This window comes from Streptomyces sp. MnatMP-M17 (genome assembly GCF_900091995.1).
In the GTDB taxonomy this organism is placed as follows: Bacteria; Actinomycetota; Actinomycetes; order Streptomycetales; family Streptomycetaceae; genus Streptomyces.
The window spans coordinates 1-21,386 of record NZ_FMDK01000050.1; the positions used below are offsets into that span (position 1 = coordinate 1).

Genomic DNA, 21,386 nt, shown 5'->3' on the forward strand with positions numbered 1-21,386 from the left:
GCACCAACGCGACATCAGCCGCTCCCGCGGCGGGCGCTCCCTCACCCAGCCTGATCCAAAACGAAAGACCCTAGGCCGTGTCTGCCACATCCCGGCCGACGGTGTGCGGGCCCGTCAGGAGCCCGGTCAGCTGGTGGAGTCGTAGTCGATCGACTCGGTCAGCTCGCGCCACTTCGCGTCGGTTTCGGTACGGGCCCGGTCGGAGTCCGTCACATACCGGTACGCGTCGCTGCCCAGCAGCAGATGGACCGGAGGCTCGTCCAGATCCGGCAGACCGAGTATGACCTGCGCCGCCTTGGCCGGATCGCCCGTCTGCCGGCCGTCCATGGAGCGCACCATCTCGGCCATCGGGCCGACGGTCTGCCGGTACGGCTCGCTGATCTCGGGAATCGTCATGGACGATCCGGCCCAGTCGGTGCGCAGACCGCCCGGCTCGATGACGGTGACCCGTACACCCAGCGGCGCCAGTTCGCGGGAGAGCACCTCGGAGAAGCCGGCCACCGCCCATTTGGCGCTCTGATAGGCACCGAGGCCGGGAGTGGTCATCCGGCCGCCGCTGGACGAGATCTGGACGATATGCCCGGATCCCTGCTCGAGCAGGATCGGTACGGCCGCCTTGGTGACGTAGTAGACGCCGTAGAAGTTGGTGTCGATCTGGGCGCGGAAATCGGCGTCGGTGACGTCCTCGATGGCCGCCATGTCGCCGTATCCGGCGTTGTTGACGACAACGTCCAGCCGCCCGAAGGTCTCGACCGTGCCCCTCACCGCCGCGCGCGCGGCGGCCGGCTACAACAAGAACCTGATCTATGTGCACTTCGGGAGCAAGGAACAGCTCTTCGACGCGGTGTACGAGGCCGCCGTCCAGGAGATCCTCGAAGCGGCGCCGTTCGACGCCGACGATCTGCCCGGATACGCGGGCGCGCTCTTCGACTTCCACTACGCGCACCCGCATCTCATGCGGCTGAGCCGCTGGCACAGCCTGGAACGCAGCGGAGTCCTGCTGCCGGTCGTGGAGGAGGCCAACAGCGCCAAGCTGCGGGCCCTGGCCGCCGCCCAGGGCGAGGGCTGCCCCAAAGCCGTCCCGGAGCCGTCTCGGACCTACCTCGTCGCCGGCCCAGGAGTCGCCCTGGACCCGCCCTTTGACCCGCCTCGATGCCACCGTGCCGGCTCCCGGGGACGTTCACCTCGTAGTCGCACCTGGGACTCTTCTCTGCCATTCGCTCTCATTACCGTCCGGTCGCATGTCACCGGAGATATCGCGGAGAAGAATGGTCACCCTCGGCACAGGAGCCCTCGGTGCGGCGGCGGTCGGGTCCGTCCTGCCCCCGTCCCTGCGGACCGCCCTCGCGGCGGAGCCCGCCGCCGGCGGAATGCGGGCGATCAAGCACGTGGTCATCCTGATGCAGGAGAACCGCTCGTTCGACCACTACTTCGGCACACTGCGCGGCGTACGCGGCTTCGGTGACCGCAACGCGGTGGAACTGCCCTCCGGCAGACCCGTCTTCGAACAGGCCGGCCCGTCGGGCCCCGTCCTGCCGTTCCCCGTACGGGACGCGGCGGCGACACAGCACAAGGACCTCCAGTACATCGACGCCCTCGACCACTCCTGGGACGGCGGGGCCAAGGCCTGGAACAACGGCTGGATGGACCGCTGGGTCTCCGCCAAGACCGCCGCCACCATGGCCTACTACGACCGGCGTGACATCCCGCTGCACTACGAGCTGGCGGACACGTTCACGGTCTGCGACGCGTACCACTCGTCCGTCCACACCTCGACGAGCCCCAACCGCAACCATCTCTGGAGCGGCTGGACCGGCTACGAGGCCGACGGACGGCGGGCCGTGGGCAATGACGCGTACGAGGAGGACACCCACCCGGGCTATCCGTGGCCGACCTATGCCGAGCGGCTCGAACGGGCAGGCCGGAGCTGGCAGACGTACACGGAGTGGGAGAACTTCACCGACAACAACATCGAGTTCTTCAACACCTTCAAGGACATCGCCCGCAAGGCGCTCGCCAAGGCGCGTGCGCTGCCCGGACTGCCCGGCGCGGCCGGCTTCACCTACATGGAGGCCTTCTACGCCGCCGTGCGTGACACGGACGACGCCGCCGAGCGCGCGCGGCTGCTCGCCGCGCTGGACGAGGGCGTCGCCCTGCTGCCCGAGGAGGAGCGGTCGCTGTTCGAGCGCGGGCTGCGGCGCGTCGAGAGCGGCACCCTGGCCGAGCGGTTCCGCGCGGACGTGGCCGCCGGGACACTGCCCGAGGTGTCGTATCTGGTGCCGTCCGCGATCGACTCCGAGCACCCCGGCTCCTCGTCGCCGATCGCCAGCGCCACCCTCGTCTACCAGGTGCTCGACGCGCTCGGCGCCCATCCCGATGTCTGGCGGCACACCGTCGTACTGATCAACTACGACGAGAACGACGGCTTCTTCGACCATGTGCCGCCTCCCGTACCGCCCGCGGAAGGGCCCACCGGCTCCGCCGAGCGCTGGCAGGGACGGCCGACCGGGCTCGGTATGCGCGTTCCGCTGCTGGTCGTCTCGCCCTGGACAGTCGGCGGCCATGTCTGCTCACAGGTCTTCGACCACACCTCGGTCATCCGCTTCCTGGAGAAGTGGACCGGAGTGGACGAGCCCAACATCACCGCGTGGCGGCGCAATGTCACCGGCGATCTGACCTCCGCCTTCGACTTCCAGCGCGGCCGGACCCAGCCCGAGGTGGAACAGCCGGGCGCGATACCGCCGTTCACCGGCCGCTGGCTGCCCGTACCGCCGGACCGGCAGCGGATGCCCGTACAGGAGCCGGGCGTGCGCCCGGCCCGGCCGCTGCCGTACCAGACCGACGCGTACGGCCATCTCGACGCGGACGGGCGGACGTTCACCGTCGTGCTCAGCAACACCGGCCGTGCGAGCGCGCACTTCGCGCTCTATCCGTACGCCGGTGAGTTCGCGATCCCGCAGCACCGGGATGTAAGGGGCACGGGGCAATGGACGGTGCCCCTTACCGGGCTGAACGGTGACGGGTACCGCTTCACCATCACCGGACCGAACGGCTTCCGCCGCGAGTTCGCCGGTCCGGTGACCGGTCTCGGCGCCGAGGTCTCCTCCGCCGTCGACCACCATGACCGCGATCTCCAGCTCACTCTGCGCAACAAGGGCGAGCTGCCGCTCACTTTCACGGTGCGGCCTCTGGGCTATGTCGACGAGGCCGATCTGCACGGCTGGACCCGCCGGATCACGGTCAAGCCGGGCCGCAGCCGTCATGTCGTGCACTCGGCGGCCGACGCGCACGGCTGGTACGACGTCGAGATCACCGCGGAGCCGTCCATGCATGGCGGAGCCGCTGACACCGGAGTGCGCTTCCGCCGCCGTCTCATGGGACACATCGAGAACGGACGTCCGAGCGTCTCCGGCTGAGCGCGCCCGTACGGTACGAAGGCTCGTACTGTACGAAGGCTCGTACAGTACGAAGCGCACAAGGAGGACCCGATGTTCGCGATATCACTGGGTGACGAGGCGGAGCTGCGGCCACTGGAGCCGTGGCAGGCCGAGGAGTTCGTCGCCCATATGGACCGCGCCAGGGACCTGGTCGATCAGCACATCATGCTCGCCCGGGCCGCCACGGATCTGGCGTCGGCCCGGGCGCTGCTCACCTCGTACGCGGAGAAGCAGGCCGCCGACAGCGGACGGATCTACGGGATCTGGCTCGGCTCCACGCTGGTCGGCGGAGTGCTCTTCCGGGTCTTCGACGCCAAGGCGGGCAACTGTGAGGTCGGCTGCTGGCTGGAGCCCGCCGCGACGGGACGCGGGCTGGTCACGCGCGCCGCGCGCGTGCTGATCGACTGGGCGGTCGAGGAGCGTGGGATCCACCGGGTGGAGTGGCAGGTGTCGACGGCCAACGAGCCGAGCATCAAGGTCGCGCGGCGGCTCGGTATGACGCGGGAGGGCGTGCTGCGGGAGAACTATCTCTTCGACGGCGTACGGCGGGACACCGAGGTCTGGTCGGTCCTGGCGCCGGAGTGGCGCAAACAGAAGGCCGCCGACGCGGTCTGAGCTGGTCGAGCGCCCGTGCTCTCCGTACGGGACGCGGCGTGCGGGAACGGTGGAACTCCCTCGTTCAGGGACGTTCCGCCGTTCTCAGGAAGTTCTCAGACGGGGCCCCTAGCGTGCGGGTTATGAACCCCACCCCCGAGACAAAGACCTCCGAGCCGGAGACGGCCGAGGCCCCCACGACCAAGGCGACCGAGGCGATATCCGACTCCGCCTCGGAGGCCGAGGGCCCGACCCTCCTCAAGGCCGACTCCCAGGCCGGTCCCGACGCCGCCGCCGACGGCGAATCCGACGATCCGGAGGGCGTCCACGACCTGGACGACGACGAGGATCTGGACGATGACGACGCCGCCGCCGACGAGCGCCGTCCGTCCGGTCTCGGTGCCGCAGCCGCGTCCGTCCTGGCGGTCTGCCTCGGCATCATCGCCCTGACCGGCACCTGGACCGGCCGGGTCATCTCCGAGCGCGAGGCACTCATCGGACAGATCACGCTCGGCCAGTCCGCCACCCCGGAACAGCAGATCTCCGAGGGTTACGGCGATGCCTGGCACGCCACGGCCGCGGCCAACGGTGTCGTGGCCCTGCTGGCGCTGGTCATCGGTGCGATCGTGCTGCTCCTGCCTCAGCGGGCCGGCTGGGTACGGCCCTTCGCCATGGCCGGAGCCGTCCTCGGACTGCTGGGTCTGCTCGTCTCCGTCGGGATGTACTTCGATCTCTTCGCGGCCCTGCCGGCCCCTCCCGCTCCTGCTCCCGCTCCCGCCGGCTGAGCCGCGCGCCTTACCCGTACCTCATCTCTTCTGAGGCCCCTTAGTACTCCCTGGTCCTCTTTCTAAGGCCCGGGGGTCCGCCAGGATGCGGAACTCTCCCGATGTGCCGGTACCCCCTGGGAGACGAAGGTGGAGACGTCCACAAGACGCCGGAACACTTTCGCACCAGGGGGAGCCCGATGTTCGAGTACGAACTCCAGAAGATCCACACCGCCGAGCTGATCCGCAGGGCCGAGAACCAGCGGCTCGTACGCGAGGTCCGTGAGGCGGGCCGCGAGTCGCGCCGCCAGGCCCGCAGGGCCGCCAAGGACGCGGGCGAGGAACGGGACAAGAGGCCCGGCAGCCGGTTCGTCCGCGCGGCATGACGCCGTGCGCCTTCCGATGACGGGCGCCTCGGCCGGGTACGCCTCCTCCGTGCGCGCCGCGACGACGAGCGCCTCCGGCACGGGCGCCCCGATAACGAGTGCCGCGTTGTCAGAGGCCTGTGCGATGCTCGGGCACGTGGAGACCAGGTCCCTCAGCCCGGTGTTCGTCGGCAGGGCCGGCGAACTGACCGCGCTCACCCAGGCGCTCGCCCGCGCCACCGCGGGCGAGCCGCAGGCGCTGCTCATCGCCGGTGAGGCCGGCGTCGGCAAGACCCGGCTCGTGGAGGAGCTGCTTCAGCTCGCCTGCGCGCAGAAGGCCGTCGTCGCGGTCGGCGGATGCGTCGAGATCGGCGCGGACGGGCTGCCCTTCGCGCCCTTCTCCACCGCCCTGCGCTCCCTGCGCCGCCAGTTGCCCGACGAGCTGGCCGCCGCGGCCGAGGGCCAGGAGGCCGAGCTGGCCAGGATCCTGCCGGAGCTCGGGCAGTCCGACCGCGGCGCGCTGGGCGAGGACGGCACGGCCAGGCTCTTCGAGCTCACCGCGCGGCTGCTGGAGCGGCTGGCGGCCGACCGTACGGTCGTGCTCGTCCTGGAGGATCTGCACTGGGCGGACGCCTCCACCCGCCATCTCCTAGCCTATCTCTTCCGCGCGCTGCGCCGCGGCCGGCTCGTCGTGCTCGCCACCTACCGCGCCGACGACATCCACCGCCGCCATCCGCTCCGTCCGCTGCTGGCCGAGCTGGACCGGCTGCGGTCCGTACGGCGCATCGAGCTCGCCCGCTTCACCCGCGCCGAGGTACGGCGCCAGCTCACCGGCATCCTCGCGGCCGAACCGGATCCGGCCCTGCTGGACCAGATCTTCGAACGCTCCGACGGCAACGCCTTCTTCGTGGAGGAGCTGGCCTGTTCGATCGGGACCGGCTGCGGCGGCACCGGGCTGAGCGATTCCCTGCGCGATCTGCTGCTCGTACGGGTCGAGGCGCTGCCCGAGGACGCCCAGCGCGTCGCCAGGATCGTCGCCGAGGGCGGCACCACCGTGGAGTATCCGCTGCTGCTGGCCGTCGGCCGGCTCACCGAGGACGATCTGATCGAGGCGCTGAGGGCCGCCGTCGGCGCCAATATCCTGCTGCCCACGGCGGACGGCGACGGGTACCGCTTCCGGCACTCCCTGGTCCGCGAGGCGGTCAGCGACGATCTGCTGCCGGGCGAGCGGTCCCGGCTCAACCGCCGCTACGCCGAGGTGCTGGAGGCTGATCCCTCGCTCGTACGGGCCGATGAGCGCACCACCCGGCTGGCCAGCCACTGGTATCACGCGCATGAGGTGGCCAAGGCCCTTCCCGCGGTTCTGAGGGCCTCCGTGGAGGCACGGCAGCGCTATGCCTACTCCGAGCAACTGAGGCTGCTCGAACGGGCCATGGAGCTGTGGGACGACGCTCCCGGCAGCGTGCGCGGCACGCTGCGGCCACCGGACGACGCCGACACCGAGGTCTATCCGCTCTGCGGGCGCGATCCCGCGCCGCTGGCCTATCTGGACCTGATGGCGGAGGCGACGGTCGCCGCCCGGCTCGGCGGTGAGCGCGAGCGCGCCTACGCGATAGCCAAGAAGGCCATCCGAGCCCTGGACGGCGAGGACAACGAGAAGGATCCGCTGCGCGCGGCCTGGTTCTGGATCCAGCGCTCCAAGATGATGCAGGAGCTCACACGCGGCGACGGCTGGCAGGAACTGGCCACCGCCCAGGAGCTCGTACGAGGACTCCAGCCGTCGGCCGTGCACGCGGAGGTCCTCTCCAGTGTCGCCGCGTGGGGCGCCCTGCACCGGCCGGGAGCCGACAGTCTGGTCGCCGCCAACCGCGCCGTGGAGTACGCCCGGCTCGTCGGCGCGGAACACACCGAACTGCACGCCCGTCTGACCCGGGGCTGGCTCACCGCGGACGCCGGTGGCGTCGAGGAGGGCATAGCCGAGATGTACGAGGTGCGCGACCGCGCCGACGAGCTGGGCGCGGCCGGTGTCCTGGGCCGCGCCAGTATCAATCTGCCGTCCACGCTGGAGAGCATGGGCCGCTCCGAGGAGGCGGTGGCGACGGCTGACTGGGGCATCGCCGTCACGCATCAGCGCGGTCTCGCCGACACGGAGGCCTGGGTCCGAGGCAACCAGGCCCAGTCCCTCTACTCGCTGGGCCGCTGGTCCGAGGCGGACGCCACCCTCGACATCGCGGACGGGCTCGCTCACTCCCACACGGCGCGCGGAGTCGTCGCCGTGCGCCGGGCGGAGCTGGCTCTCACCCGTGGTGAGTTCGACGAGGCCCGGCGCCAGGTGGAGCTGACCCGAGGTTTCATGGGCACGCACGATCCGCAGCCGCAGCACTTCATCACACCGGCCCGGCTGATGATGGCCATCGCCGCACGGCGCGGCCAACTGGCCGATGCCAGAGCGGAGTTCGAGCGGATCACGGAACAGGGCTTCCCGCCGGGCACCCAGCGGTACGCGCTGCCGCTGCTGTGCGTCGCGGCGGCGATGGAGGCGGACGCCAGAGGGCTGCCCGGCAGCGAGGCGGGCCGGGCGGCCGTGCTCGCGACCGTACGCTCCCTTGCCAAGCGGCTGCCCACACTGGTGCCGGTCTGGCGCGCGTACGGTCTCCTGCTGGACGCCGAGCTGGCCCGCGCGGCGGGCACCGGGACGCCGGAGCACTGGGCGCGTGTCATCGCGGCCTTCGAGGAGACCGGGCGTCCCTATGAGCTGGCCCTCGCCCGGCTGCGCCGGGCCTCCGCCCTGCTGGACGCCCACGCGGACCGCGCGGAAGCGGCCGATCTGCTCGTACAGGCCCACACCACGGCCCGGCGGCTCGGCGCCCGGCCTCTCGTCGAGGACATCGCGCTTGTCGCGGGCCGTGCCCGTATCAGCCTCTCTGCCGACTCCGACCGCGCTACGGAGCGCGGAACCGTCACCGAGCCCGGCCCGGACGCCGCCCGGTCACTCGGGCTGACGCCTCGGGAGCAGGATGTCCTGCGTCTTGTCGCCGCCGGTCACAGCAACCGCCGGATAGCCGAGGAGCTGTATATCTCGCCCAAGACCGCCAGCGTCCATGTCTCCAACATCCTGGCCAAACTGGGTGTGTCGGGCCGCACGGAAGCGGCGGCTCTCTCCCACCGCCTCCAGCTCTTCCCCGACGAGGCGGACGCGTCCCTGCACTCCTGAGCCAGAACGCAGGCAGAACTCAGTCAGGAATCGGTCAGGAATCGGTCGGGAATCAGCCGGTCTTCGGTGCCTCGGTCGGTCCTCGGTGCCTCGGTCAGTCCTCGGCCGGCGCCGGGACTCTTATCGTGACCTTCCCGGAGGCCAGATCTATGGGGCCCCGGCCCGGATCGTTGTCATCGACATCCACCCGGCTGACCTCCAGCCGCTTCTGTTCGTCGTCGGTGTGCTTGCGGCCCGGAGCGAAGATCTCCTCGATCATATTGAACACAGACTGCTCACCGTCCTCACGGCAAATACCGCTACGCGACCTCCAGTTGGAGGATCCTGTCGTCGCCCGGCCTCGGTGTGCCACGGCCGTCCGTATTGTTGGTCACCAGCCACACCTTGCCACCGCCCACCGAAAGCACCGTGCGCAGGCGGCCGTACTTTCCTTCGAGGAACGCCTCGGGCGGTGCCGCCAATTCCCGTCCCGCCAGTGGAGCGCGCCACAGCCGCTCACCGCGCAGTGTCGCCAGCCAGATGGAGCCCTCCGCGAAGGCGATACCGCTGGGCGACGCCTCGCTCGGCGGCCACTCCGCCACCGGATTCACCAGGCCCGGCCTGTCGGACTTTCCCTCGACGTCCGGCCAGCCGTAATTCTTCCCGGGCTCGATCAGATTCAGCTCGTCCCACTTGTCCTGGCCGAACTCCGAGGCCCAGAGCCGTTTTCCGGAGTCCCAGGCCAGACCTTCCACATTGCGGTGGCCATAGGAATAGACGACCGAATCCGCCTCGGGATTTCCATGTACGGGCTGCCCGTCCGGAGTCATCCTGAGGATCTTGCCGGCCAGCGATTTCCGGTCCTGGGCGAGCTGTCCGTCACCCGTCTCGCCCGTGCCCGCGTACAGCATCTTGTCCGGACCGAAGGCGATCCGTCCGCCGTTGTGAATGGTGCCCTTCGGGATACCGCGCAGCACCGTGTCGGGCGCGCCCATCTGCTGCCCGACGGGCTTCTTCTCGTCGTAGAGCATCCGGGCGATGCGGTTGTCCGATTCGGTGGTGAAGTACGCGTACACAAGGTGGTCCGCGCCATAGGTGGGGGAGAGGGCGATCCCGAGCAGCCCGCCCTCGCCCGAGGCGGAGACTCCCGGCACGGTCGAGACCAAGGTCTTCTTGCCGTTCTCCGCGTCGACACGGGTGATCGTGCCTTCGTCGCGCGAGGAGACCAGCAGATCGCCGTCGGGCAGAGCGGCCAGCCCCCAGGGCGAATTGAGTCCCTCGGTCAAGGTCGACACCACCTTCACCGAGCCCTTCGCGGGCGCGGCCGACAGGCTCGGCGCGCCTCCCTCGGGCGAGGCGGCCGGACTCGACGCGGTCCGCCGCGCAGCACCGGGAACGGACCCGTCACCGCCGGTGGAGCATCCGGTGACCACGACAAGAGCCGCAGTGGCCCACAAAGCCGTCACTGCTGAACGATGCATGGTTCCGATCCCTTCGACGACGGCGTTTCCACTGTTCATACACCGCTGCCCACGCTCAGGTTCCCACCGACGGCGCATACGCCGGCGAACATACGGATCCGGCCAATCACCGGCCATCCGCGCACCCGCCCGCGCACCCGTCCGCCCGCCGTTCCGCGGGACCTCAGTCCCATGAGCCCCGGGCCGGCGGCAGCGCCGCGATCTCCGCCAGATCCCGCGCAGTCAGCTCCACCTCCGCCGCGCGCGCGTTCTCCACCGCCCACCGCTCACGCTTCGTCCCCGGCAGCGGCACCACATGGCGCCCTCGGCCCAGCACCCATGCCAGCGCCACCTGCGCCGGAGTCGCGCCGTGCCGCTCCGCGATCCGCCGCAACCCGGCCACCAGCGGCTGGTTCGCGGCCATCATCTCCGCCGTGAACCGCGGATGCCGCGCTCGCAGATCGTCCGGTTCGAATCCCTGACCAGGAGTGAGCGTCCCGGTCAGAAAGCCATTGCCCAGCGGCATCGCCGCCAGGAAACCGATGCCGCGCGCCTCGCACCACGGCAGCAGCCGCTCCAGCGCCTCCGGCGACCACACCGACAGCTCCGCCTCCACCGCGCTCACCGGAAAGACCTGCTGCACCCGCTCCAACTGCCGGATCGTCGCCTCGTGCAGATGCGCGCCGGATCTGCGCCGGGACGCACGCGCGCCCACCGCGCACAGCCCGAGCGCCCGTACCTTCCCGGCGCCCACCAGCTCCGCCATCGCGCCCCAGGTCTCCTCGACCGGGATCTCCGGGTCCGCGCGGTGCAACTGGTAGAGATCGATCACATCGGTCTGGAGCCGCCGCAGCGAGGCGTCGCAGGCCCGCCGCACATAGCCGGGACTGCCGTTGGCGACGATGTGCTGATCGCCCACGAGCAGCCCGCACTTGGTCGAGACGAAGGCATCCGTCCGACGCTGTCCGAGCACCCGTCCCAGCAGCAGCTCATTGGTGAACGGCCCGTACATGTCGGCCGTGTCGAGCAGGGTCGTACCGGCGTCGAGCGCCGCGTGGACCGTACGGAGCGAACGGTCGCCGCGCTGCTGCGAGCCGGTGTAGGCCCAGTGCATCGGCATACAGCCGAGCCCGACCGCTCCCACTTCCAGCGCCGCCGCACCGATTGTCCTGCGCTCCAACGCCGTACCCCTCCCTGTGCAGTCCTCAAGCTAACCGCATCGCTCCGACACGCTTCGCATAGCCTCCTGACCATGACTTCAGACGTTTGGATCCCGTTTCCGGCCGAGGAGATCGAAGGGCTTCCCGCGGGGCTCGACCTCCGCTTCTGGGACGGCACCCAGGACTTCCCCGCCGATCCGGCCGACTGCGCCTTCTACGTCGTCCCGTACATGAAGGGCATGGAGATCGCCATACGGCCGCTCTCCGCGATGACATCGGTACGCGTCGTACAGACGCTCTCGGCGGGCATCGACCATGTGACGCCCGGGCTCGGCTCGCTGCCCGCCGGAGTCCGGCTCTGCAACGCCAAGGGCGTCCACGAGGCCAGCACCGCCGAACTCACACTCGCCCTGATCCTCGCCTCCCTGCGCGGCATTCCCGGCTTCGTCCGGGGCCAGGAGCGGGAGGAGTGGCGGTCGGGCTTCTATCCCGCGCTCGCCGACAAGTCCGTACTGATCATCGGCTACGGATCGATCGGCGCCGCCATCGAGGACCGGCTCGCGCCCTTCGAGTGCGCGCGGGTCGCGCGCGTCGCGCGCTCCGCACGCACTACGGAGCGCGGTCCGGTGCACGCGTTCACCGAGCTGCCCGCGCTGCTCCCGGACGCCGATGTCGTGATCCTCTCGACGCCGCTCACCGAGACCACAAAAGGCCTGGTGGGAGCGGAGTTCCTGGCCCGGATGAAGGACGGCGCGCTCCTGGTGAACGTCGCGCGCGGCCCGGTCGTCGACACCAAGGCGCTGCTCGCGGAGGCGGAGAGCGGAAGAATCACGGCCGCTCTCGATGTCACCGATCCGGAACCACTCCCGTCGGGCCATCCGCTCTGGCATGCTCCGGGTGTCCTCATCAGCCCCCACGTCGGAGGATCGACCTCGGCATTCCTGCCGCGCGCCAGACGTCTGCTGGCCGAGCAGCTCACCCGGTTCGCCACCGGGCAGGAGCCGCTCAACACCGTCCTCGTCACCGGACGGCCGTCCTAGGCCCTGTCCCGTCGGGCTCTGTCCAACCAGGTCCTGTCCCGCCGGCGGAATCCCGTAGTCCGGCGCCCGCCGGTCCTCGGCCACTCTCCGCAGCCGCCCGGACACCCGTGTGGCTGACATCCGCCCTGGTCGTCACGGAGAGTAGAAGAACTATGTCCCTGAGTGACGAGACTGGTGTATCGTCCCGATCTGGGGGCCGCGCCACGCCTGGGGCGGCACGGCGGAGCGATCAGAATCCGAGGGGGGCGACGGGCGATGTACGGCCAATGGACCAACGATCCGACGCGGCAGGGACGCCGACGGCGACCTCCGGACATCCCGGTGCGCACGCCGGCCCCGGCGGCGGTGACAGCGAAGACCTCAGGAGCGATCCGGTGAGCGCCGAGGGCATGGTCCTCGGCCGGCGGTCCGTTCCCGGCAGCGGCTCAGGGCTGCTCGCCCAGCTTCTCCTCGCCCTGATCTGCGGAGGGTACGCGACCGGGGCCGCGCTCGGCTGGGGCTCGGAGAGACTGGCCCTTTTCATGGGCGATTTCGGGCTGAGTCTCGCCGCCATGATCGCCGCCGTCTCCTGCTTCTGCTATGCACGCGTCCGACGCGGCCCGTTCCGCCCGGCCTGGCTGCTGTTCTCGTTCTCCTCGGCGATGGCCTCCGGCGGGAACGCGGTCTGGGGCTGGTACGAAGTGATCCTGGACGAGCCCGTGCCCAGCCCCTCCCTCGCCGATCTCTTCTTCCTCTGCTTCGCGCCGCCCGCCATCGTGGGCCTGCTCGTCCTCGCCAAACGCCCGGTCAGCAGGGCCGGCTGGGTCTGTCTCGCACTGGACTCCTGGCTGATCGGCGGCTCGCTGCTCACGCTCTCCTGGAGCCTGGCCCTCGCGCGCACCACACAGGTCAGAGGCGAGAGCGTCACCCAGGCCGCGCTCTCCCTGGCCTATCCGCTGCTCGACATCGTGCTGGTCAGTATGGTCCTGGCCCTGCACTTCCGGCGGGCCACCGGCAGCCGCTCCGCGGTGAACACCGCGATCGCCGCACTCGCCCTGACGGTCCTGTGCGACGCCCTGTTCACCTCGCCGCTGCTGCGCGAGACCTATCGCTCCGGCCAGCTCCTGGACGCCGGCTGGTTCGCCGGCTCGCTGCTCCTCGCGTACGCGCCCTGGGGTGTGCGCCGGGCTCCCGAGAGCGTCCCGCATCCGCGCCAGAGCCGGCACAGCCGTCCTTCCGGCCATCCGATCGCGGGCTCCCTCGCCGCGATCACGCCGTATCTCGCCGCGGCCGTCTGCACTCTCGGGATCCTCTACAACGTCATCGAGGGCCGCCAGGTCGACCGGGTGGTGGTCCTCACCGGCTGTACGGTCGTGCTCGCCCTGGTCGTACGCCAGGGGATCATGCTCGTCGACAACATCGCGCTCACCCATGAACTGGCCCAGACGGAGAACCACTTCCGCTCCCTGGTCCAGGGATCCAGCGATGTGATCATGATCGCCGCGCCCTCCGGCATACTGCGCTATGTCAGCCCGGCCGCCTCGGGTGTGTACGGACGCGAGGCCGAGGATCTCGTCGGCGCCGAGCTGGCCTCGATCATCCACCCGGACGATCTCGGCCGGGTCGTCCACGAAGTGCGGCGGTTTCTGGCCGCTCCGCCCTCCGAGGAGCCCACCACCCGGATCGAATGCCGCTTCAAGTCCGGCGCCGGGGAGTGGCTCAATGTGGAGTCCACCGTCAACCGCCACCAGGGCGGGCTGATCTTCAACAGCCGGGATGTCACCGAACGGGTGCGTCTACAGGCACAGTTGCAGCACAACGCCGAGCACGACCCGCTGACCGATCTGCCCAACCGGGCCCTGTTCACCGAGCGCGTGCGCCAGGCCCTCTCCGGCCGCCGTACGACCGATCCCGGCACCGCGGTGCTCTTCATCGACCTCGACGGCTTCAAGGGCGTCAACGACCGGCTGGGCCATCAGGCCGGGGACGAGCTGCTGATCCTCGCCGCACAGCGGCTCCAGGACTCGGTACGGGCCGGGGACACCGCCGCCCGGCTCGGCGGCGACGAATTCGCGGCGATCGTCCTGGGCGACGGCAGCGGCGACCAGCGCGCCAGGGAGTACCAGGTCCATGAGATCGCCGACCGGCTCCGGCTCAAGCTCTCCCAGCCGTACCGCATCGACGGCAACGATGTCCGGGTCGCCGCCTCCATCGGTGTCGCCTTCGCCGAACCGGGCATAACGCCCACGGACCTGATGCGCAACGCCGATCTCGCCATGTACCGCGCCAAGGCGGGCGGCAAGGACCGCGTCGAGCTGTACGCGCCGCAGATGCAGGCCGATGTCGTGCGCAGGACGGAGCTGGCCGCCCGGCTGCGCTCCGCGCTCCACGACGGCGAGTTCGCGCTGCTCCACCAGCCGGTGGTGCATCTCGCCACCGGCCGCGTCTCCTCCGTCGCCGCCCAGGCCCGCTGGCGCTCGGCCCAGGGCAGCCTCTTCACTCCGGCCGAATTCCTGCGCGTCGCCGACGACAGCGACCGCACCGCCGAACTCGGCCGCTGGCTGCTCGAAGAAGCCGTCGCACAGGCCGCCGAGCGCGCCAGGACGGGCCATGCCGTACCCGTGGCGGTCCGGCTCCCGGCCCGCAGACTGCTCGACCGGTCCATGCCGCTCGGCTCCATCGAGGCCCTGCTGACCCGCCATGGCCTGCCCTCCGGCGCCCTGGTGATCGAACTGGCCGACACCGATCCGCGCGCCTCCCTGGACGAGCTGGAGCACCGTCTCGTCGCGCTGCGCCGGCTCGGCGTACGGATCGCGCTCGACGGCTTCGGCAGCGGCTACGCGGCGATAAACGCGCTGCGCAGGCTTCCCGTAGACGTACTGAAGCTGGACCGCGGTCTGGTGGAGGGCGTCGTGGAGTCCGCCCGGCTGCACAAGATCACCGCGGGACTGCTGCGGATCGCCGGCGATCTGGGCATGCAGTCGGTGGCCGACGGTCTGGACGTACCGGAGCAGGTGCTCGCGCTGCGCGCCATGGGATGCACCCATGGCCAGGGCATGGCCTTCTCCGGGCCGCTCGACGAGTACCGGCTGCGCCGGGCCCTGGTGGGCGGCGCGTACGCACTGCCCGGCGGCGGCGCCGTCCTGCCCGTTCTGACCGGAGGCTCACTGCCGGTCAGACAGCCTCGTCAGCCGGTCTCCGACCGGATTCCGCGCCCGCTCGATCCGCTCAAATAATGAGACTCCCGTCCCACCGGCTTGACAGTCGGGGCGCGCCGGAGGGATTGTCTCTGCCATGCGCACCCGAATTCTCGTACTTGGACAGCGCGTCGGTTGAAGCAGAGTCCGGTTATCCGCTCTGCAGTCCGCACCGACGCGCTCCCCTCGCTTGCCTCACGGCACGAGGGGTTTTTTATTGCACCGGCACACCACAAACCTCGCAAAAACCCTCAGCTTCGAGAAGAGAATGCCGATGACCGAGCAGGCCACCGGGGCCCACCATCCGCAGCCGCGGGCCCGTAACGGCGGATCGTCGTCCGCCCCCGTCGAGCACGTCACGGGAGCGCAGTCCCTCATCCGTGCGCTTGAGGAAGTGGGCGCCGACACGGTATTCGGCATCCCCGGCGGCGCGATCCTTCCCGCCTACGACCCGATGATGGACTCCACCCGGGTCCGGCATGTCCTGGTCCGCCATGAGCAGGGAGCGGGCCACGCGGCCACCGGTTACGCCCAGGCCACCGGCAAGGTCGGTGTCTGCATGGCCACTTCGGGCCCCGGCGCCACCAATCTGGTCACACCGATCGCCGACGCGCACATGGACTCCGTGCCGCTGGTCGCGATCACCGGCCAGGTGGCCAGCAAGGCCATCGGTACGGACGCCTTCCAGGAGGCGGACATCTGCGGCATCACCATGCCGATCACCAAGCACAACTTCCTTGTCACCAAGGCCGAGGACATCCCGCGCATCATCGCGGAGGCCTTCCACATCGCCTCCACCGGCCGCCCGGGACCGGTGCTGGTCGATATCGCCAAGGACGCGCTCCAGGCCCGTACGACCTTCTCCTGGCCGCCCACCCACGATCTGCCCGGCTACCGCCCGGTCACCAAGCCGCACGCCAAGCAGATCCGTGAGGCCGCCAAGCTGATCACTCAGGCCAAACGGCCGGTGCTCTATGTCGGCGGCGGAGTCATGAAGGCCGGCGCGACTGCCGAGCTGAAGGTCCTCGCCGAGCTGACCGGCGCGCCCGTCACCACCACCCTGATGGCGCTGGGCTCCTTTCCCGACAGCCACCCGCTGCATGTGGGAATGCCGGGCATGCACGGTTCGGTCACCGCCGTCACCGCGCTCCAGAAGGCCGATCTGATCGTCGCCCTCGGCGCCCGCTTCGACGACCGTGTCACCGGCAAGCTGGACAGCTTCGCGCCGTACGCCAAGATCGTCCACGCCGATATCGATCCGGCCGAGATCGGCAAGAACCGCGCCGCCGATGTGCCGATCGTCGGTGACGCGCGCGAGGTCCTCGCCGATCTGGTCCAGGCGGTCCAGGCCGAGCACACCGAAGGACGGGTCGGGGACTACAGCGACTGGTGGACGGATCTCAACCGCTGGCGCGAGACCTATCCTCTCGGTTACGACCAGCCCGAGGACGGCAGCCTCTCCCCGCAGCAGGTCATCCAGCGGATCGGGCAGCTCGCGCCGGAGGGCACCATCTACGCGGCGGGCGTCGGCCAGCACCAGATGTGGGCCGCGCACTTCATCGAGTACGAGAAGCCCGCCACCTGGCTGAACTCGGGCGGCGCCGGGACCATGGGATACGCCGTCCCGGCCGCCATGGGTGCCAAGGCCGGCCGGCCCGACCGTACGGTCTGGGCGATCGACGGCGACGGCTGCTTCCAGATGACCAACCAGGAACTGACCACCTGCGCGCTCAACAACATCCCGATCAAGGTCGCGATCATCAACAACGGCGCGCTGGGCATGGTCCGCCAGTGGCAGGCCCTCTTCTACAACCAGCGCTACTCGAACACCGTGCTGCACTCGGGCCAGGAGACGGCGGACGGCCCCAGCGGCGGCACGCGCGTCCCGGACTTCGTGAAGCTCTCCGAGGCCATGGGCTGTGTCGCGATGCGCTGCGAATCGCCGGAGGAGCTGGACGCGGTCATCGCCAAGGCGAACGCGATCAACGACCGCCCGGTCGTGGTCGACTTCATCGTCCACGAGGACGCCCAGGTGTGGCCGATGGTCGCCGCAGGCACCTCCAACGACGAGGTCATGGCGGCCCTGGGCGTCCGCCCCGACTTCGGCGACAACGAAGACGACTGACCAGGGACCGAGAGCCCGAGTGACCGAGAGCCAGAGAGAAGAGACCGACACATGACCAGGCACACGCTCTCCGTTCTGGTGGAGAACACCCCAGGCATCCTCGCCAGGATCGCCGCCCTGTTCTCCCGCCGCGGCTTCAACATCGACTCCCTCGCCGTCGGCGTCACCGAACATCCCGACATCTCCCGCATCACCATCGTGGTCAATGTCGAGGAACTGCCGCTGGAGCAGGTCACCAAGCAGCTCAACAAGCTGCTGAACGTCCTGAAGATCGTCGAACTCGAGCCCGGCGCCGCGATCCAGCGCGAGCTCGTCCTGGTGAAGGTCCGCGCCGACAACGAGACCCGCTCCCAGATCGTCGAGATCGTCCAGCTCTTCCGCGCCAAGACCGTCGACGTCTCGCCCGAGGCCGTCACGATCGAGGCCACCGGATCGAGTGACAAGCTCGACGCCATGCTCAAGATGCTGGAGCAGTTCGGCATCAAGGAGCTGGTGCAGTCCGGGACGATCGCCATAGGGCGTGGCGCGCGGTCCATCACGGACCGCAGCCTGCGGGCGCTCGACCGCAGCGCGTAAGCCGCCCGACCGCCCCTGACCGGGCAGCCGGGACCGTATGGCGAGACCGGACACCCGCCCTCGTCCGTCCCGCCGTACGGTGGGACGCGAGCTGCGCATCACACAGACAAGCTGCGAATTCACAGAAGTGCACACCAAGGAGAAGACCCAGTGGCCGAGCTGTTCTACGACGACGATGCCGACCTGTCCATCATCCAGAACCGCAAGGTCGCGGTCATCGGTTACGGCAGCCAGGGCCACGCCCACGCGCTGTCGCTCCGTGACTCGGGTGTCGACGTCCGGGTCGGTCTGCACGAGGGCTCCACGTCCAAGGTCAAGGCCGAGGAGCAGGGCCTGCGCGTGGTGACGCCCGCCGAGGCCGCCGCCGAGGCCGACGTCATCATGATCCTGGTGCCGGACCCGATCCAGGCCGAGGTCTACGAGAAGTCCATCAAGGACAATCTCCAGGACGGCGACGCGCTCTTCTTCGGCCATGGCCTGAACATCCGCTACGGCTTCATCAAGCCGCCGGCCAATGTCGATGTCGCGATGGTCGCGCCCAAGGGCCCCGGCCATCTCGTCCGCCGCCAGTACGAGGAGGGCCGCGGCGTTCCGTGTATCGCGGCTGTCGAGCAGGACGCCTCGGGCGGTGCCTTCGCGCTGGCCCTCTCGTACGCGAAGGGCATCGGCGGCACCCGCGCCGGCGTCATCAAGACAACTTTCAAAGAGGAGACCGAGACCGACCTGTTCGGTGAGCAGGCCGTGCTCTGCGGCGGTACCGCCGCGCTGGTCAAGGCGGGCTTCGAGACGCTGACCGAGGCCGGCTACCAGCCGGAGATCGCGTACTTCGAGTGCCTCCACGAGCTGAAGCTGATCGTGGACCTGATGTACGAGGGCGGTCTGGAGAAGATGCGCTGGTCGGTCTCCGAGACCGCCGAGTGGGGCGACTACGTGAGCGGCCCGCGCATCATCAACGACCAGACCAAGGCCGAGATGAAGAAGATCCTGGGCGAGATCCAGGACGGTACGTTCGCCAAGAACTGGATGGACGAGTACCACGGCGGTCTGAAGAGGTACAACGAGTACAAGAAGGCCGACAGCGACAGCCTGCTGGCGACCACCGGCGCCGAGCTGCGCAAGCTCATGAGCTGGGTCGACAACGACGACGCGTGACACCGCGCGGGGACGGCCCCGGTCCGTCCGGGCCGGGGCCGTCCCCACCGGACCATGACCCGGGACCACGACGCCGGACCGTGCGTGGACGGACGCAGGATGCGTGTGGACGCCGGGTCGCGCGTATGAGTGATCCTGTCGCTCGGGCGGATCACACGCCCCGTGACAGCACTACACTGCTCAACACATACGCGTCAGGCCCACAGCGTTGTGCGTCTTCCACGCGGCTAGGTTCTTGTCCTGTCCGACCGGGCACGCCCTAGGACCCCTCCACCGCCTGCGGCCGTCGGGACGGCCGTCCGCAATGGGACTTGTGAGGACTCACGTGAGCTCGAAACCTGTCGTACTCATCGCCGAAGAGCTTTCGCCCGCCACTGTCGACGCGCTCGGTCCGGACTTCGAGATCCGGCACTGCAACGGCGCCGACCGCGCGGAGCTGCTGCCCGCCATCGCCGATGTGGACGCCATTCTCGTCCGTTCCGCGACCAAGGTCGACGCGGAGGCGGTCGCCGCGGCCCGGAAGCTCCGGGTGGTCGCCCGCGCCGGTGTCGGTCTCGACAATGTCGATGTCTCCGCCGCCACCAAGGCCGGCGTGATGGTCGTCAACGCGCCGACCTCCAACATCGTCACCGCCGCCGAGCTGGCCTGCGGACTGCTCGTCGCCACCGCGCGCAATATCCCACAGGCGAACGCGGCCCTCAAGAACGGCGAGTGGAAGCGCTCCAAGTACACGGGCGTGGAGCTGAGCGAGAAGACGCTCGGTGTGGTGGGCCTGGGCCGGATCGGTGTGCTGGTCGCCCAGCGCATGTCCGCCTTCGGGATGAAGATCGTCGCGTACGACCCGTATGTACAGCCGGCCCGCGCCGCCCAGATGGGCGTCAAGCTCCTGACGCTGGACGAGCTGCTTGAGGTGTCGGACTTCATCACCGTGCATCTGCCGAAGACGCCCGAGACGCTGGGGCTGATCGGTGACGAGGCGCTGCACAAGGTGAAGCCGACGGTACGGATCGTCAACGCCGCGCGCGGCGGGATCGTGGACGAGGAGGCGCTCGCCTCCGCGCTCAAGGAAGGCCGGGTCGCCGGCGCCGGTCTGGACGTGTACGCGAAGGAGCCCTGCACGGACTCGCCGCTGTTCCAGTTCGACCAGGTCGTCTGCACGCCGCACCTCGGCGCGTCCACCGACGAGGCGCAGGAGAAGGCGGGCATCGCGGTCGCCAGGTCCGTACGGCTCGCGCTCGCCGGTGAGCTCGTGCCGGACGCGGTCAATGTCCAGGGCGGAGTCATCGCCGAGGACGTACGGCCGGGGCTGCCGCTCGCCGAGAAGCTCGGCCGTATCTTCACCGCGCTGGCGGGCGAGGTCGCGGTCCGTCTCGATGTCGAGGTGTACGGCGAGATCACCCAGCACGATGTGAAGGTGCTCGAACTCTCCGCACTCAAGGGCGTGTTCGAGGATGTCGTCGCCGAGACGGTCTCGTATGTGAACGCTCCGCTGTTCGCGCAGGAGCGCGGTGTCGAGGTCCGGCTCACGACGTCGAGCGAGTCGCCGAACCACCGCAATGTGGTGACGGTGCGCGGCACGCTCTCCGACGGCGAGGAGGTCTCGGTCTCCGGCACGCTGGCGGGCCCCAAGCACCTCCAGAAGATCGTCGCGATCGGCGACTACGACATCGATCTGGCGCTGGCCGATCATATGGTCGTCCTGCGCTACGAGGACCGTCCCGGCGTGGTCGGTACGGTCGGCCGGATCCTCGGCGAGGCCGGGCAGAACATCGCGGGGATGCAGGTCTCCCGGGTGGAGGAGGGCGGCGAGGCGCTGGTCGTGCTCACCGTCGACGACACCGTGCCGCAGTCCGTGCTCACGGAGATCGCGGAAGAGATCGGCGCGACGTCGGCGCGCTCGGTGAACCTGACGGACTGAGCCGTGCGGGCCGCAGGCCCGGGTGAACGTCGAAGGGCCCGGCATGGTTGCCGGGCCCTTCGTGTGTCTCCTCTGCCCATCACGGGATCAGAGCCGGGCCGCCTTCAGGGCCATGTGGAGGAGCAGGCGGTCCTCGCCGGAGTCCAGGTCGAGGCCGGTGAGCTGTTCGATGCGGGACAGGCGGTAGTAGAGCGTCTGGCGGTGGATGCCGAGGGCGGAGGCGGTACGGCCCGCCTGGCCCGCGTGGTCGAGGAACACCTCGGCTGTGTGGGCGAGTTCGGCGTGGGCCGGGGCCAGCAGAGGGCGGATCGCGGGATCGGGCGCGGTGGGAAGCGCGGTGAGCAGACGGTACGGGCCTATCGCGGACCACTCGGCCACCGGGCCGAAGCGGGGCTCGGCCAGGGCCGCACGGGCCGCCGCGACCGC

Annotated in this window: 16 protein-coding genes and 1 pseudogene; 12 read left to right on the forward strand and 5 right to left on the reverse strand. The window is 69.8% G+C overall.

All coding sequences use genetic code 11. From position 1 onward, the window contains the following. Positions 1-126: 126 nt before the first annotated feature. On the reverse strand, positions 127-765 hold the full coding sequence (locus GA0115259_RS02880; RefSeq protein WP_093590358.1) for an SDR family NAD(P)-dependent oxidoreductase: 639 nt from the start codon (positions 763-765) through the stop codon (positions 127-129). Between GA0115259_RS02880 and GA0115259_RS02885 the strand changes: the two are divergent. The 6 genes and pseudogenes from GA0115259_RS02885 to GA0115259_RS02910 all read left to right on the forward strand — a co-directional run. After that, a pseudogene (locus GA0115259_RS02885) lies at positions 698-1,054 on the forward strand (TetR family transcriptional regulator); the annotation flags it as partial. The gene GA0115259_RS02880 and the pseudogene GA0115259_RS02885 sit on opposite strands and share 68 nt — an antisense overlap. 187 nt (positions 1,055-1,241) lie before the next feature. Continuing rightward, on the forward strand, positions 1,242-3,416 hold the full coding sequence (locus tag GA0115259_RS02890) for a phosphocholine-specific phospholipase C (RefSeq protein ID WP_093590361.1): 2,175 nt from the start codon (positions 1,242-1,244) through the stop codon (positions 3,414-3,416). A 72-nt stretch (positions 3,417-3,488) separates the two neighbouring features. Further along, positions 3,489-4,052 (forward strand): GNAT family N-acetyltransferase, encoded by a 564-nt coding sequence (locus tag GA0115259_RS02895; protein ID WP_093590364.1) that lies wholly within the window; start codon positions 3,489-3,491, stop codon positions 4,050-4,052. Between the two features lie 122 nt (positions 4,053-4,174). Beyond that, the gene (locus GA0115259_RS02900; RefSeq protein WP_202449603.1) at positions 4,175-4,816 is read left to right on the forward strand and encodes a hypothetical protein; all 642 of its coding nucleotides are present in this window, start codon (positions 4,175-4,177) and stop codon (positions 4,814-4,816) included. A 179-nt stretch (positions 4,817-4,995) separates the two neighbouring features. Continuing rightward, the gene (locus GA0115259_RS02905; protein ID WP_093590370.1) at positions 4,996-5,181 is read left to right on the forward strand and encodes a hypothetical protein; all 186 of its coding nucleotides are present in this window, start codon (positions 4,996-4,998) and stop codon (positions 5,179-5,181) included. Positions 5,182-5,305: 124 nt separating this feature from the next. Beyond that, positions 5,306-8,374, forward strand: a complete 3,069-nt coding sequence (locus GA0115259_RS02910) for a helix-turn-helix transcriptional regulator (protein WP_093590373.1) — start codon at positions 5,306-5,308, stop codon at positions 8,372-8,374. A gap of 94 nt (positions 8,375-8,468) precedes the next feature. Here the strand turns inward: GA0115259_RS02910 and GA0115259_RS39955 are convergent, their stop codons facing one another. The 3 genes from GA0115259_RS39955 to GA0115259_RS02920 all read right to left on the reverse strand — a co-directional run bounded on the left by GA0115259_RS39955 (position 8,469) and on the right by GA0115259_RS02920 (position 10,993). Then, entirely contained in the window at positions 8,469-8,633 is a 165-nt protein-coding gene (locus tag GA0115259_RS39955; RefSeq protein WP_237539716.1) for a DUF6191 domain-containing protein, read from the reverse strand. Between the two features lie 40 nt (positions 8,634-8,673). Next, on the reverse strand, positions 8,674-9,834 hold the full coding sequence (locus GA0115259_RS02915; protein ID WP_093590397.1) for a PQQ-dependent sugar dehydrogenase: 1,161 nt from the start codon (positions 9,832-9,834) through the stop codon (positions 8,674-8,676). Between the two features lie 163 nt (positions 9,835-9,997). After that, positions 9,998-10,993, reverse strand: a complete 996-nt coding sequence (locus GA0115259_RS02920) for an aldo/keto reductase (protein ID WP_093590376.1) — start codon at positions 10,991-10,993, stop codon at positions 9,998-10,000. A 72-nt stretch (positions 10,994-11,065) separates the two neighbouring features. On the opposite strand from GA0115259_RS02920, the gene GA0115259_RS02925 reads away from it, so the two are divergent. The 6 genes from GA0115259_RS02925 to serA all read left to right on the forward strand — a co-directional run bounded on the left by GA0115259_RS02925 (position 11,066) and on the right by serA (position 20,960). Further along, positions 11,066-12,013, forward strand: coding sequence for a 2-hydroxyacid dehydrogenase (locus GA0115259_RS02925; protein ID WP_093590379.1), 948 nt, complete (start codon positions 11,066-11,068; stop codon positions 12,011-12,013). A gap of 389 nt (positions 12,014-12,402) precedes the next feature. Beyond that, the gene (locus tag GA0115259_RS02930; protein ID WP_202449606.1) at positions 12,403-15,228 is read left to right on the forward strand and encodes a putative bifunctional diguanylate cyclase/phosphodiesterase; all 2,826 of its coding nucleotides are present in this window, start codon (positions 12,403-12,405) and stop codon (positions 15,226-15,228) included. A 235-nt stretch (positions 15,229-15,463) separates the two neighbouring features. Further along, positions 15,464-17,314 (forward strand): acetolactate synthase large subunit, encoded by a 1,851-nt coding sequence (locus tag GA0115259_RS02935; RefSeq protein ID WP_093590385.1) that lies wholly within the window; start codon positions 15,464-15,466, stop codon positions 17,312-17,314. A gap of 51 nt (positions 17,315-17,365) precedes the next feature. Next, positions 17,366-17,890 (forward strand): acetolactate synthase small subunit, encoded by a 525-nt coding sequence (gene ilvN, locus GA0115259_RS02940; RefSeq protein WP_093590388.1) that lies wholly within the window; start codon positions 17,366-17,368, stop codon positions 17,888-17,890. 117 nt (positions 17,891-18,007) lie between these two features. Then, positions 18,008-19,042, forward strand: a complete 1,035-nt coding sequence (gene ilvC, locus GA0115259_RS02945; RefSeq protein ID WP_107469129.1) for a ketol-acid reductoisomerase — start codon at positions 18,008-18,010, stop codon at positions 19,040-19,042. A gap of 325 nt (positions 19,043-19,367) precedes the next feature. Then, positions 19,368-20,960 (forward strand): phosphoglycerate dehydrogenase, encoded by a 1,593-nt coding sequence (gene serA / locus GA0115259_RS02950; protein WP_093590394.1) that lies wholly within the window; start codon positions 19,368-19,370, stop codon positions 20,958-20,960. Positions 20,961-21,047: 87 nt separating this feature from the next. Here the strand turns inward: serA and GA0115259_RS02955 are convergent. Then, the coding region (locus GA0115259_RS02955; protein WP_141716430.1) for a PucR family transcriptional regulator at positions 21,048-21,386 on the reverse strand (339 nt) is incomplete at its 5' end.